A 12565-nucleotide genomic window follows, 5' to 3' on the forward strand; every position below is an offset into this window, starting at 1 on the left:
GCCGGTGCGCGCGCGTGCGGCCTGCCCGGCCGTCAGCAGTCGATCACACCGTCCACGTAGACCCACGCGCCGTCCTGGCGGGTGAAGCGGCTGGTCTCGTGCAGCGCGCCCGCGTGTCCGGCGTCGGTGTAGTGGGCCCGGAACTCCACCGTGCCCTCGGTGTGGAAGGCGGTACCGTCCTTCGTGGCCAGGATCTCCAGCCGTTCCCAGCGGATGCCGGGGTCGAACGACACGGACGGCGGCCGGGTGCCCGGATGCCAGCTGCGCAGCAGGTACGCCTCGTCGCGCCGGGCGAACGCCGCGAAGCGCGACCGCATCAGCTGCTCGGCGGTGGCCGCCGCGGCCTCGCCCCGGTGCAGCCGCCCGCAGCAGTCGTCGTAGGCGGCCGGCAGACCGCAGGGGCAGCCCGGGGCGGCGGGGCGGCTCGTGGCGGGCCTGGCGGTGTGCGAGCGGCGTGTGGTGCGTCGTGCCATGCCCCCATTGTGACGGCGGTCGGCAGCGGCGAGGGCGCGGGCCCCGCCCCCGCCCCCGCCCCCGCGGTTCCGTCGGCAGCCTCCTTTGAGCCAATCCCCGCCGAACCCGCGGAAGTCGGGGCGCGCCCCCGGGGGCGCCCGGCAGGATGTGGCTGCCCGTTCCGCCGTCCGGCCTCCACTCCACCGAGGCATCCTCACCGAGGGGCGATCCCATGCGTACGAGCACCAGGCGCGCCGTGCTGTCGGCCGCCGTCACCGTGTCACTCGCCGCCGTCACCGCTCTCGTCCCGTCCACCGCGCGGGCCGCCGCACCGCGACCGCCGCACCCGGCCGCGAGCTCGCCCGGCACCCAGGTCGAATCGGTGTCCGTGGCCAGACGCGACGGCGGCACCGCGCAGTTCGGCGTCTTCACCGACACCACCGGCGCCGACCACCTGTGGTATCGCACCCAGATCGCGCCGGGCGGCGCCTACCGCTCCTGGCGGCAGGTCGGCACGGCCCGCCTCAACAGCCAGTACCCGGTCCTTTCGGCCGCCGAGGACGCGGACGGCAGGCTGGAGGCGTTCACCATGGAGTACCAGAGCACCGACATCGTGCGCGTCGCGCAGACCAGGCCCGGCGGCCCCTGGTCGGCCCCGGCCGCCTTCGGCCCGTCCTCGGGCGCGTCGGTGCCGTTCTACTTCGGCTACCCGTATCTCTACCGCATGGCGGACGGACGGCTGGCGTACTTCGCGGTCTACAGCGACGCCACCGACAACGAACTGTTCGCCACGGTCCAGGACGCCCACGGCGCCTGGGGTCCGTGGACCGACCTGGGCACGGGACCCGAGCCGGAGCCGGTCGGCACGCCGACCTCGGTGACCGAGAGCCCGGACGGCAGGCTCACGGTCGTCGCCCACCTGTGGGACGCCTCGTCCGGCTACTACTGCGAGATCACCCAGCTCGCCGCGGGCGGCCCCTGGGGGCCTTGGCGGACCTGCGCGACCGACGGCTGCACCGGCGCCTAGCGTCGCGGTGCGGCGATCCGGCGGTGCCGCGCGGGTCCGCCTGCCCGCGGGTCAGCGCGGTCCGTCGGTGCGCTTGCGGTGCAGCGTGAACTGCTCGAAGACCGACAGCTCGCCGTGCGGCTTGTTCACGTTGTAGTACGTCACGTGCATCCGCGTGGTGTCGCCGGGGAACCGGCCGGGGTCCACGGTGAACGCGGCGAAGCCGTACGGGTGCTCCAGGTCCCGCACGCCGGTCCACACCGCCTGCTCCTTGACGTAGGTCGGCGTGCGCTTGCCGTTCGCGCCCGCGGTCGGGGAGACGGCGGTGAGCACCTTGGCGGAGCCGTCCTTGAAGAAGTTCTGGTTGGTGGTGCCGGAAACCCCACCGCCGCCCAGGATCATGTGCACGGTGCCGAGCGAGGTGTCGATGGAGTCGGTGGCCGTCGAGACCGGGTTGGGCGTCAGCGTCTCGCTGCCGGATATCGTGCCGCGCACCGCGAGCGACCGCTCGTAGTTGTGCTCGTGGCCGCAGACCACCAGGTCCACACCGTACTTGTCGAAGAGCGGACCGTACTTCAGGCGCAGGCCAAGGTCGGCACCGTTGGCGTCGGAGGAGCTGATCATCACCTGGTGCATGGCGACCACCACCCAGTCGATCGCCCGCGAGGACCTTGCCGCCTTCAACTCCCGCTCCAGGAAGGCCAGCTGGCGCCCACCGGAGTAGCCGCTGATGTAGAGGTCGCCGCCGTCCTGGAGGCAGTTGTCGTCGTTCTGCAGCACGATGACCCGCACCGAGCCGGCGGTGAACGCGTACCACAGGCCGCGCAGTTCCGGGTCGGTCTCGGTGGAGGGCAGGTCGAAGTAGGTCTGGTAGGCGTCCAGGCCGATGGCGCCGTTGGACTTCTCGATCTCGTGGTTGCCCGCGGCGGGCATCCACGGCCGGAAGCGGGCGGAGCGGGTGTTGTTGGTGAAGAAGTTGTTCCAGGTGCGCACCCGGTCGACGTCCAGGTTGGCGTAGCACAGGTCGCCGTTGAGCAGGTGGAACAGCGGCGCGACCTGCTCGACACCGGTCACGATGTCCTTGGTGGCGGGCGTGGAGTTGGCGTCCATGCCCGGGGTGCCGTCGGCGTTCCAGGTCACCTGCGGCGCCGACTGGTCGCCGAAGCTGGTGAAGGTGAACGGCGCCCGCCCGCGCGGCGCGGTGCGGAAACTGCCGCCGTCCGGCGTGGCGCCGTCGTGCCACGCGGTGTAGACGTACGCGGTGTCCGGCGCGAGCCGCCGCAGCGCCGCGTGGTGCACGTACACCGTGCGCCCCGAGGTGCCGTCGACGTAGGTGCGGGAGACGGCCGGGGCCGTCGAGCCGAAGCCGTGCTCCAGCGTGCCGTAGCGCACCCGGGGCGCGCTGACCGGCGAGTCGGTGAGCCAGGAGACGGTGACCTCGGCGGACGGGTCGGTCCCGAAGGTCAGGTGCAGCCCCTGCACCGGGGACGCGCCGACCGAGCCGGGCCTGGCGCTGAACGCGGGAGCGGCACCGGCCGCCGGGGAGGCGGCGGGAGCCGCCGCGTCCGCCTGCCCCGCGCCCAGCAGCGGGGCCGCCACCGCGCCCGCGCCGATCAACCCGAGGGCGCCGCGGCGGCTGAGTCCGGTCTGCGAGCCCTCGGGTGTACCCGTCTGTTCGGCCATCGTCTTCGTTCCTCCAAGTCGGCGCGGCGGACGGGCCGAAGACTGCCGTCCGCCGGCGACGCCGAGGTGAACGCCGGGTGGCGTGCGGTGGTCAGGCGCCCGCTCTCGCCAACGCGAGCCGGACAAGCGCGACTTCACGGGCTAACGCTCCGTCAGGACCGCGCGCACGACGTAGCCGGCGGAGTCCACGCCCGAACTGCCGCCCTCCACCAGCGAGGCCACCGCGGTGTCGTCGTCGTACGCGGTCAGCCACCCGTTGGTGCCGTCGCCCACCTCCGCCGTACCCGTCTTGGCACCCACGTCCGGCAGGTCGCCCAGGCGCGGCGCGGCCGTGCCACCGGTGACGACCGCCCGCATCATCTGCCGCAGGTAGCCCGCCGTGCGCGCGGAGATCTGCTGCGGCGCGGCGCTCTGGGCCTGGCCGGGCAGGATGACCGGCTGGTGGAACGCGCCGTCGCGTACCGTCGCCGCGAGCGAGGCGAGCACCAGCGGGCTCATCGTCACCTGCGCCTGGCCGATGAACTGGGCCGCCTTGTCGCTGCCCTGGGGATCGGCGGGAACGCTGGGGTCGGCGGTCTGGACGCCGCCGCCGATGGACCAGCTGCCGAGCCCGAAGACGCCTGCCGCCTCGTCGTGCAGCACGGACGCGTCGTCACCGTGCACCAGGTAGTGGAAGCCGTCGTAGATGAAGGCGGTGTTGCACGACTCGGCGAAGGCCTGCTCGATGGTGGCGTTCGGGTTCGCCGGTACGTCCGCCTCGTTGTGGAAGGTCTGCCCTGCGGCGAGCTGTGTCGCGTTGCACGGCGCGGGGCTTTCCGGGCTCATGCCCATGCGGTCGAAGAGCGCGGCGGAGGTGATGATCTTCATCGCGGAGCCGGGGGCCAGTTCGGCGTTGATCGCGGTGTCGCCGTCCGGCCCGTGGAAGGCGATGGCCAGGATGTGCCCGGTGCGCCGGTCGAGGGCGACGACCGAGGCGGGCTTGCCCGCCAGATGCGGGTCCAGCACGGCGCGTTCGGCCGCCGCCTGGAGCGCCGGGTCGATGGTGGTGGTCACGGTGGCGGCCTTGGGCGCCGTGAAGACCTTGACGGCGGACTGCGGATCGCCCGACGCGTCGGCGACCGACACCCCGCTGCCCGAGGCGCCGGTGGACTTGCCCGACGCGTTCTGCGCGATGGTCGTGGCGATGGCGCCGAGCGAGGGGTAGCGGGCGGCGGTCAGTTGCGTCCTCCCGTCCGAGGCGACCACCGACACGGACGACGACGCCGGCGGGACGGGGCCCGCCACCAGTGTCTGGCCGTCGTGCAGGCCCGGGTAGAGCACCGACGCGCTCCAGTGCACCGCGTCCTGCCCGGAGCCGCTGCCGACCACGTCGAGCGAGCCCGGGTAACTCCAGGTCCCGCCGGTGACCTTGGCGGTCACGGTGAACGCCACCTTCGCGCCACCGGTGACCGAGGGGTCGGCCCCGGCCGCGTGGAGCCCGGTGAACGACAGCGATGTCAGGCCGAGGCCGTCGTGGTATCTGCGGAGCGCGGCCCGCGTCGCCTCGGGGGCGTCGGTGTCGCCGGCGGCGCCCGCGTAGCGCGCCGGGCCCGCGGCCCAACTGCCCAGGAACGACCGGGCGAACGACACCGCCTCGGCGGGGTCCGGCGGAGTGCTGGAGACGGCGTCCGGATCGAAGGACCGGCTCGCCGAGGACGAGTCGTCACCACCGCTGAGCGCGTGCACGAAGTTGTACGCGCCCACCCCTCCCAGACCCAGCAGCGCGACGGTGCCCACGGCGAAAGCCGACTTGACGGCTGTTCTCATCTTCGTTTGTTCCCCCCTCCGCGGCGTGCCGCCGCGGTTCCCGCGCCGATCCTAGCCACGGGGGCGGGCGCGCGGGGGAGGGGGTACGGGTCGTCTTCGTCACTGCGGGAGCCGGGCGGCGGGCCGGCTCGCGCCGGCACCGCGCGGGGCGGTCCGCGTCAGCCGCTCAGCAGCGATCCGCGAACGAAGGCCGCCTGGCCGACGTGCTGGGTGGCGTCGTTGATCACGCTGACCAGCCGCACGCCGAGGGTCACCGGCGGGTCCCACGCCTCGTCCACGATCCGGTCGAGGTCGTGCCCCGACAGCCCGCCCACGTAATGGAGCGTGCGCTCGTGCACGGCGTCGTGGTATCCGGTCAGCAGTGTCGCCGACGCCCGCACCGCGGCCACCTCGTCGCCCGAGTGCCCGTAGCCGGTGGCGGAGGGGGGGAAGGGCAGGTCGAAGCGGTCCGCCCAGCCCTGCGCGGTCCACGTCTGCTCCACGCCCGCGGCGTCGCTGACGTGGTCGTCCTGGACCCGGGTCAGGTGCCACACCAGCCAGGCGATCGAGTTGGCCGACCCCTCGGACCGGGTCGCCAGCCGGTCGGCCGACAGTCCCTCGACCGCGTCGTGCACCGACTCGTGGACACGCTCGAAGGCGTCGGTCAGCAGGTCCGCCACGTTCATCCGCACTCCAGGCCGTCGCACGGGTGCCGCCCGGCCGGCGGCGCCCTGGCCTTCCGATTGTTGCTCCGGTGCCGTCATGGCGCGCGGTCCGCGCGGGAAGTCGACCACAATGGTGATCCGGGGCGCCCCGCCGGGGCCGCCGGTCCGACCGAGGCCGCCTCGGGGAAGGAGAGCCGCCGGTGGGGATGGCCGTGGCCGTCGTCTGCGCGCTGCTGGCAGCCGTGAGCAACGCCCTCGCCACGGTGCTCCAGCGCCGTGCCGCGTCGAGCGTGCCGCTGTCGAAGGGCTTCAGCGGCTCGCTGATCACCAGCCTGGCCAGGCGCCCGGTGTGGCTGGGCGGAATGGCCGCGGTGATGGCCGCCGCCTGCTTCCAGGCGCTCGCCCTCTACAACGGGGCGCTGTCGGTGGTCCAGCCGATCTTCGTACTGGAACTGCCGACCGCGCTGCTCATCGCGGGCCTGGTCTTCCGGCGCCCACTGCCGAGGCAGGGGTGGGCCGGGGTGGCGTGCATCGTGGTGGGCGTCGGCACCGCGCTCGGCGCCGCCTCGCCCACCGCCGGAGGCAGCCAGGCGGGGATGGTCCGCTGGATCCCGGTGCTGGTGCTGTGCGTGGCGGCCACCGTGCTGCTCGTCGGCGCCGCGCTGCGCAGGCCCGCGGGCAAGGCGCGGGCCGCCGCCTTCGCGCTCGGCGCCGCCATCGGCTACGCGCTCACCGCCGCCTTGATGAAGTCCGCCGCGTACACCTGGGACACCCGCGGGCCCGCCGGGTTCTTCACCGCCTGGCAGACCTACGGCTTCGCGCTGGCCGGCGTGACGGCGCTGTTCCTGCTGGAGAACGCGTTGCAGTCGGGGCCCATCGCCGCCTCCCAGCCCGTGCTGACCATGGGAGACGCGGTGCTCAGCATCAGCCTCGGCGTGGTGCTGTACGGAGAGCGGATCAGGACCGGCTGGTGGCTGGCGCCCGAGCTGGCGGGCGCCGCGGTCACGCTGGCCGGGGCGCTGCTGCTGACCACGACGCCGATGGCCAAGTCGCTGCTGGCACCGCTGCCCGACCAGGCCTGAGCGACTCGGCGCGGGCGACGGGACCCGACCGGGCCCGAGCGGGCCCGCGCGGGCGGCTCACGCCCCGCCGTCGCCCTCCGCCTCGCGTTCACTCTCCTCCCGGCGGGCCCGCAGGATCGCCGCCTGCCACATCATCAGCGTCTGCTCCGGCGTGGCGCCCGCGTCGGCCGCCCACTCGGTGAGCGCCTCCGCGGTACGGGCCGCCAGCCGCACCGCGAGCTTGCGCAGCTGCAAGGCGTCCATGTCGGTGACGAGCGACGCCATGCCGTCGGCGTCGGAGCGCAGGGCGCAGGCGATCGCCGCGTCGGCGGTGCGGTCGAGGTCGTTGGCCATGTCCTCATGGTGCCCCGGCGGGACCGGTACGACGCGCGACGCTCCGGCGCGCCGGGTATAGCGTGCCGGACGGCGACCGCACCGGCGACGTGAGGAGACCCGTGGGCGAGAACAAACGGCTGATGCTGGCCGGCGAGTGGTACCTGCCGGACGATCCCGAACTCGCCGCGGACACCGAGCGCAGGATCGGCCTGTGCGCCGCCTACAACGCCCCGGTGCCGCCGGACGCGCCCCGGCGGCGGGAGATCCTGGAGCTGCTGCTCGGATCGGTCGGGGAGGGGGTGCGCATCCGCCCGCCGTTCCACTGCGACTTCGGCTACAACATCCGGATCGGCGCGCGCACCTTCGTCAACTTCAACGCGGTCGTCCTCGACACCGGCGCCGTCACGATCGGCGCCGACGTCCAGATCGGGCCCAACGTCCAGCTGCTCACCGCCACTCACGAACTCGGCGCCGCCCGCCGCAGGGCCGGATGGGAGAAGGCGGTGCCGGTCACCATCGGTGACAACGTCTGGCTCGGCGGTGGGGTGGTCGTCTGCCCCGGGGTGACGATCGGCGCCGACACCGTGGTCGGGGCCGGAGCGGTCGTCGTGCACGACCTGCCCGCGGGCGTACTCGCGGTCGGCAATCCGGCCAGGGTCGTGCGCCGACTGGAACCGTAGACGGGCGTACGCCGGATCATGCCGGGCCACCGCGCGCCACGGGCTCATCGGGCGCCGGCCGGGCGGTCACCGCGTGTACGCCGACGCCCTCACCAGGCGTAGACGCGGGCCATGATCTCGTCGCGGGCAGCCTGGTCCGGACCGGGGTGGGTGACCATGAACGCCAGACCGTTGGGGTCGCGTCCCTCGACCAGCGTCAGACCCGAGGCCGTCGTCGTCGCCACGTGCGCGGAGCGCTCCTTGAGCAGCTGCTCGCAGCGCTCCAGGTCCCGCTGGTCTGCCGCGGTCCAGATGGCGTACTGCGTCCCGACGCTGCCGAACGGGTGCTCGCCGCGCGCCCCGATCGCCCGCAGGTAGACCTGGTCGCCGCCCGCGTTGGCCAGCAGCGCCGCCGAGGTGGAACGCGTGGCCAGCTCCATCAGCAGCAGGTCACGGTAGAACGCGGTGGACTCCTCCAGGTCGTGCACGAAGATCACGATCGAGGTGAGCCGCGGCGAGCCGCCCGCCGGGCGCGGTGTCGCATCTGACGTCATCCTGGGATACCCCTTCCCGCCTCGGCCCGGTACGGCAGCACAGGCCTCGCCCGGCGCGGGTGGCTCACGCGGTCGCGCGGGCCGCGCCGCACGGGAGGCCGCCCCTCACGCTACAGCGCGACACGCCCGCGCGCCGGGGCCGCGGCCAGGGCCCGCCACCGCCCCCGCGACGCCGCCGGGAGCCCGCCCGCACCGCGGCCCGCCGGCCGTTGCGCCGAACGGGTGGCATCGCCGAGCCGCCCCCGTGGCACGCCGGGACGGCAGGCATGGGGCGCGGGCCTCGCGGGGAGACGCAGCGCATGACGACCATCGGCCTGCCGAACGACATCCGTGCCTGTCTGTTCGACCTCGACGGGGTGCTGACCAAGACCGCCGTCGTCCACGCCGCCGCCTGGAAGTCGATGTTCGACGACTTCCTGCGCTCCCGCGAGGGCGCCGGCTTCACCCCCTTCGACCCGGTGGCCGACTACGACGAGTACGTGGACGGCCGGCCACGCGCCGACGGGGTGCGTGCCTTCCTCGCCTCCCGGGGCATCGAACTGCCCGAGGGTGCGGACGACGACCCGCCGGACCGCGAGACGGTGCACGGCCTGGGCAACCGCAAGAACGAACTGCTGCTGCGCAAGATCCGCGAGGACGGCGTGGAGGCGTATCCGGGCTCCGTGCGCTATCTGGCCGCCGCCCGCCGGGCGGGGATGCGCACCGCCGTGGTGTCCTCCAGCGCCAACTGCAAGGACGTGCTGGCCTCGGTCGGCCTGCTGGACCAGTTCGACGTGCGCATCGACGGCGTCGTCGCCCAGCAGCGCGCCCTGCCGGGCAAGCCGCATCCCGACACCTTTCTGGCCGCCGCCCACGACCTGGGCATCGAGCCCGCGGCCGCCGCCGTCTACGAGGACGCCCTGGCAGGCATGGACGCGGGACGCTCCGGCCACTTCGGCTATGTCGTCGGCGTCGACCGGGTCGGCCAGGCCGGCGCGCTGCGCGAGCACGGTGCGGACACCGTGGTGCAGGACCTGTCCCAGCTGCTGGGGGAGGGCTCATGATCATTCATCCGTCGTTCCAGGTGGACCCCTGGTCGGTGCGGCAGACCGGCCTCAACATCGAGGTGCTGCCGCAGAGCGAGTCGGTCTTCGCCCTGTCCAACGGCCACATCGGCTGGCGGGGCAACCTCGACGAGGGCGAACCGCACGGTCTGCCCGGCAGCTACCTCAACGGGGTCCACGAACTGCGGCCGCTGCCGTACGCGGAGGCCGGATACGGCTACCCGGAGTCCGGCCAGACCGTCATCAACGTCACCAACGGCAAGGTGATCCGGCTGCTGGTGGACGACGAGCCGTTCGACCTGCGCTACGGGCGGCTGCGCTCCCAGACCCGCGAACTCGACCTGCGCGGCGGGCTGTTGCACCGCACCGTCGAGTGGACCTCCCCGGCCGGCAGTACCGTCCGGGTGCGCTCCACCCGGATGGTCTCGCTGTCCCAGCGGGCCATCGCCGGGGTGCGCTACGAGGTCGAGCCGCTGGACGCCGAGGTGCGCCTGGTGATCCAGTCCGAGCTGGTCGCCAACGAGCAGCTCCCGAAGGCCACCGGGGACCCCCGGGTGTCGGCGGCGCTGGAGTCTCCCCTGGTGCCGGAGGACCACTTCGCGCAGGGCAACCGGCTGCGCCTGGTGCACTGCACCCAGTCCAGCGGGCTGCGGGTCGCGGCGGCCGCCGACCACGTGGTGGACGGCCCGGAAGGCACGCGCGCCTCCAGTGAGAGCGGGGACAACGTCAGTCGCCTGACGGTCACTTCGCGGCTGTCGCCCGGCCAGACGCTGCGGCTGGACAAACTCGTCGCGTACGGCTGGTCGGCCGTGCGCTCCCTGCCCGCGGTGGTCGACCAGGTCGACGCGGCCCTCGCCGGGGCCGCCAGCACCGGGTGGCAGGGCCTGGTGGATGAGCAGCGCGCCTGCCTCGACGAGTTCTGGGACTGCTCGGACGTCGAGATCGACGGCGACGCGGAGATCCAGCAGGCGGTGCGCTTCGCCCTCTTCCACGTGTTTCAGGCCGGCGCCCGCGCCGAGCAGCGCGCGATCCCCTCCAAGGGCCTGACCGGCTCAGGCTACGACGGGCACTCCTTCTGGGACACCGAGAGCTTCGTGCTGCCGCTGCTGACCTACACCGCACCGGACGCGGTGGCCGAGGCGCTGCGCTGGCGCCAGTCGACGCTGCCCGCCGCACGCGACCGCGCGCGTCAACTCGGCCTGCGCGGCGCCGCCTTCCCCTGGCGGACCATCGACGGCTCGGAGTGCTCCGCCTACTGGCCCGCCGGCACGGCGGCGTTCCACGTGAACGCCGACATCGCCGAGGCGGTCGTGCGGTACGTCTCCGTCACCGGCGACACCGGCTTCGAGCGGGACGCCGGGGTGGAACTGCTGGTGGAGACCGCCCGGTTGTGGCACTCCCTGGGCCATCACGACCCGCACGGCCGCTTCCACATCGACGGCGTCACCGGCCCGGACGAGTACAGCGCGGTCGGCTACGACAACACGTACACCAACCTCATGGCCCAGGCGAACCTGCGGGCCGCCGCCGACGCGGTGGAGCGGCACCCCGAGCGCGGCGCGGACTTCGGGGTGGGGGAGGAGGAGACCGCCGCGTGGCGGGACGCCGCCGAGGCGATGACCGTCCCGTACAACGAGGACCTGGGGGTGCACGAGCAGTCGGCGGGATTCACCCGGCGCCAGCCGTGGGACTTCGCGAACACCGGTCCCGACCAGTACCCGCTGATGCTGCACTTCCCCTACTTCGACCTGTACCGCAAGCAGGTGGTCAAGCAGGCGGACCTGGTGCTGGCGATGTTCACGCGCGGCGACGCCTTCACCGACGAGGAGAAGGCCCGCAACTTCGACTACTACGAACCGCTGACGGTGCGTGACTCCTCGCTGTCCGCCTGCTGCCAGGCGGTCATGGCCGCCGAGGTGGGCCACCTGCGGCTCGCCTACGACTACGCGGGCGAGGCGGCGCTGATGGACCTGGACGACCTGGAGCGCAACACCCGCGACGGCCTGCACATCGCCTCGCTCGCCGGTACCTGGCTCGCGCTGGTCGCGGGCTTCGGCGGCATGCGGCACGTCGACGGCCGGATCTCGTTCCGCCCCCGCCTGCCGGAGATGATCGGCCGCCTCGCCTTCAGCGTGCAGGTGCGCGGGGCGCGGCTGCGGGTGGAGATCGACGGCTCCAAGACCACGTACACTCTCGTCGCGGGCGATCCGCTGGAAATCGGCCACTGCGGCGAGAAGTTGACGGTGGCGACCGGTGAACCGCAATCGCGGCCGGTGCCTCCGGTGCCGGCCCGACCGGAACCCGGGCAACCGCCCGGCCGACGTCCCGAGCGCCGGCAATGACCGCCCGGCATAAGCGCCTTTCATGTTCGCCGGGCATTTCGCTCCGTCAAACTCCCTGCCGCGCAAGGGGGTTCGTCACGCTCAGCCGTCGCCGCAGCGCAATGCGTTCACTTCCCGGGAGTTATCCATGAGCCGCCCGGGAATTCCCGGTGCGGGGCGCGTCCGGACAAAGGGCGTCGCCCCTCCTTCCGGTGTGTGACCTCCCCGAACCGTTCCGTGGTCTCGCAACCGCGAACCCCGAAAGCACGTCATTGTTGTCGTGTCAGCCCCGAGACCCGGCCGGCCCGGGCCGCGTGCCCGCCAGCGACCATTACGGTCAACAGTGCCAAATGGATCGTTATGGCGTCGCACCGCCCGGCGGTGTTTACTCGCCGTGTGCCCGGCACCACCCCACAGACACCAAAGAAGAGAAAACCGCGGCCACTTGCGCATACCGCGAACCTCTCGCCCCTCTTCTTCGTATGAGCCATTGACACCCCGCGACCGGTGGTTCCCGGCGACGACACACAAGGAAACGTGGAGACAGACACCTGATGGCAACCACTGGCTACTCATCCCCCACCGACGCCCCCGACAGGCACGGGCCGATACCCACCATGGTCTACGTCTGTGAGCCGGACGCCGTGGTGGCCGGGCGGCGGGCGGAGGTCTGCCGGACCCACGCGGCACACCGCACCTGGTGGGTGGTGGACACCGTCATCGAGGAGCAGCCCGGCCTGCCCCTTCAGGAGCGCCCCGGCTGGCAGCGGGTGCGGACCGCGCTCGCGCAGGGCGAGGTCGGCATCGTCATCACCTGGGACCCGGCCACCGTCGCCGCCGGCCTGGAGGACTTCCAGGCGCTCCAGGCGTCGTTCCGGTCCCGCGGGGCGGTCCTGGTCGCCGCCACCGGCACCCCCGAGGCGCCCCCGCCGAGGCACGACACCACGGCCTGACGCACCACCGAGCACGTCCGTATCCCCCGGAGCCCCGCGTTCCCCA

At 73.2% G+C, this 12565-nt stretch carries 12 protein-coding genes; 6 read left to right on the top strand and 6 right to left on the bottom strand.

What is annotated here, in order from left to right:
- Positions 1-32: 32 nt before the first annotated feature.
- Complete coding sequence (locus CK485_RS11055) at positions 33-473, bottom strand: YchJ family metal-binding protein (RefSeq protein ID WP_109449495.1); 441 nt, start codon at positions 471-473, stop codon at positions 33-35.
- 212 nt (positions 474-685) lie between these two features.
- On the opposite strand from CK485_RS11055, the gene CK485_RS11060 reads away from it, so the two are divergent.
- Positions 686-1480 (top strand): hypothetical protein, encoded by a 795-nt coding sequence (locus CK485_RS11060; RefSeq protein ID WP_109449497.1) that lies wholly within the window; start codon positions 686-688, stop codon positions 1478-1480.
- A 51-nt stretch (positions 1481-1531) separates the two neighbouring features.
- Here CK485_RS11060 and CK485_RS11065 read toward each other — a convergent pair whose 3' ends face one another.
- The 3 genes from CK485_RS11065 to CK485_RS11075 all read right to left on the bottom strand — a co-directional run bounded on the left by CK485_RS11065 (position 1532) and on the right by CK485_RS11075 (position 5613).
- Positions 1532-3142 (bottom strand): metallophosphoesterase family protein, encoded by a 1611-nt coding sequence (locus CK485_RS11065; protein WP_109449498.1) that lies wholly within the window; start codon positions 3140-3142, stop codon positions 1532-1534.
- Between the two features lie 141 nt (positions 3143-3283).
- The gene (locus CK485_RS11070) at positions 3284-4948 is read right to left on the bottom strand and encodes a penicillin-binding transpeptidase domain-containing protein (RefSeq protein ID WP_109449500.1); all 1665 of its coding nucleotides are present in this window, start codon (positions 4946-4948) and stop codon (positions 3284-3286) included.
- A gap of 158 nt (positions 4949-5106) precedes the next feature.
- The gene (locus CK485_RS11075) at positions 5107-5613 is read right to left on the bottom strand and encodes a DUF664 domain-containing protein (RefSeq protein ID WP_109449502.1); all 507 of its coding nucleotides are present in this window, start codon (positions 5611-5613) and stop codon (positions 5107-5109) included.
- Between the two features lie 185 nt (positions 5614-5798).
- Between CK485_RS11075 and CK485_RS11080 the strand changes: the two genes are divergently transcribed.
- Positions 5799-6674 (top strand): DMT family transporter, encoded by an 876-nt coding sequence (locus CK485_RS11080; protein ID WP_109449504.1) that lies wholly within the window; start codon positions 5799-5801, stop codon positions 6672-6674.
- Positions 6675-6731: 57 nt separating this feature from the next.
- On the opposite strand, the gene CK485_RS11085 is transcribed toward CK485_RS11080, so the two are convergent.
- Positions 6732-7007, bottom strand: coding sequence for a hypothetical protein (locus CK485_RS11085; protein ID WP_109449506.1), 276 nt, complete (start codon positions 7005-7007; stop codon positions 6732-6734).
- Between the two features lie 101 nt (positions 7008-7108).
- On the opposite strand from CK485_RS11085, the gene CK485_RS11090 reads away from it, so the two are divergent.
- Positions 7109-7669, top strand: a complete 561-nt coding sequence (locus CK485_RS11090; RefSeq protein ID WP_109449508.1) for a sugar O-acetyltransferase — start codon at positions 7109-7111, stop codon at positions 7667-7669.
- A gap of 89 nt (positions 7670-7758) precedes the next feature.
- On the opposite strand, the gene CK485_RS11095 is transcribed toward CK485_RS11090, so the two are convergent.
- A complete protein-coding gene (locus CK485_RS11095) occupies positions 7759-8202 on the bottom strand; it encodes a VOC family protein (RefSeq protein WP_241968283.1) in 444 nt (147 codons plus the stop codon).
- A 299-nt stretch (positions 8203-8501) separates the two neighbouring features.
- Between CK485_RS11095 and CK485_RS11100 the strand changes: the two genes are divergently transcribed.
- The 3 genes from CK485_RS11100 (at position 8502) to CK485_RS11110 (ending at position 12519) form a co-directional block, all read left to right on the top strand.
- Positions 8502-9245: a beta-phosphoglucomutase family hydrolase gene (locus CK485_RS11100; protein WP_109449510.1), complete on the top strand. Its 744-nt coding sequence runs from the start codon at positions 8502-8504 to the stop codon at positions 9243-9245.
- Entirely contained in the window at positions 9242-11587 is a 2346-nt protein-coding gene (locus CK485_RS11105; protein WP_109449512.1) for a glycoside hydrolase family 65 protein, read from the top strand. Before CK485_RS11100 ends, CK485_RS11105 begins: the two co-directional genes overlap by 4 nt.
- Positions 11588-12120: 533 nt before the next feature.
- Complete coding sequence (locus CK485_RS11110; RefSeq protein ID WP_146214520.1) at positions 12121-12519, top strand: recombinase family protein; 399 nt, start codon at positions 12121-12123, stop codon at positions 12517-12519.
- Positions 12520-12565 lie beyond the last annotated feature (46 nt).

It is taken from the genome of Streptomyces sp. ICBB 8177 (assembly GCF_003144095.1).
Taxonomy (GTDB): Bacteria; Actinomycetota; Actinomycetes; order Streptomycetales; family Streptomycetaceae; genus Streptantibioticus_D.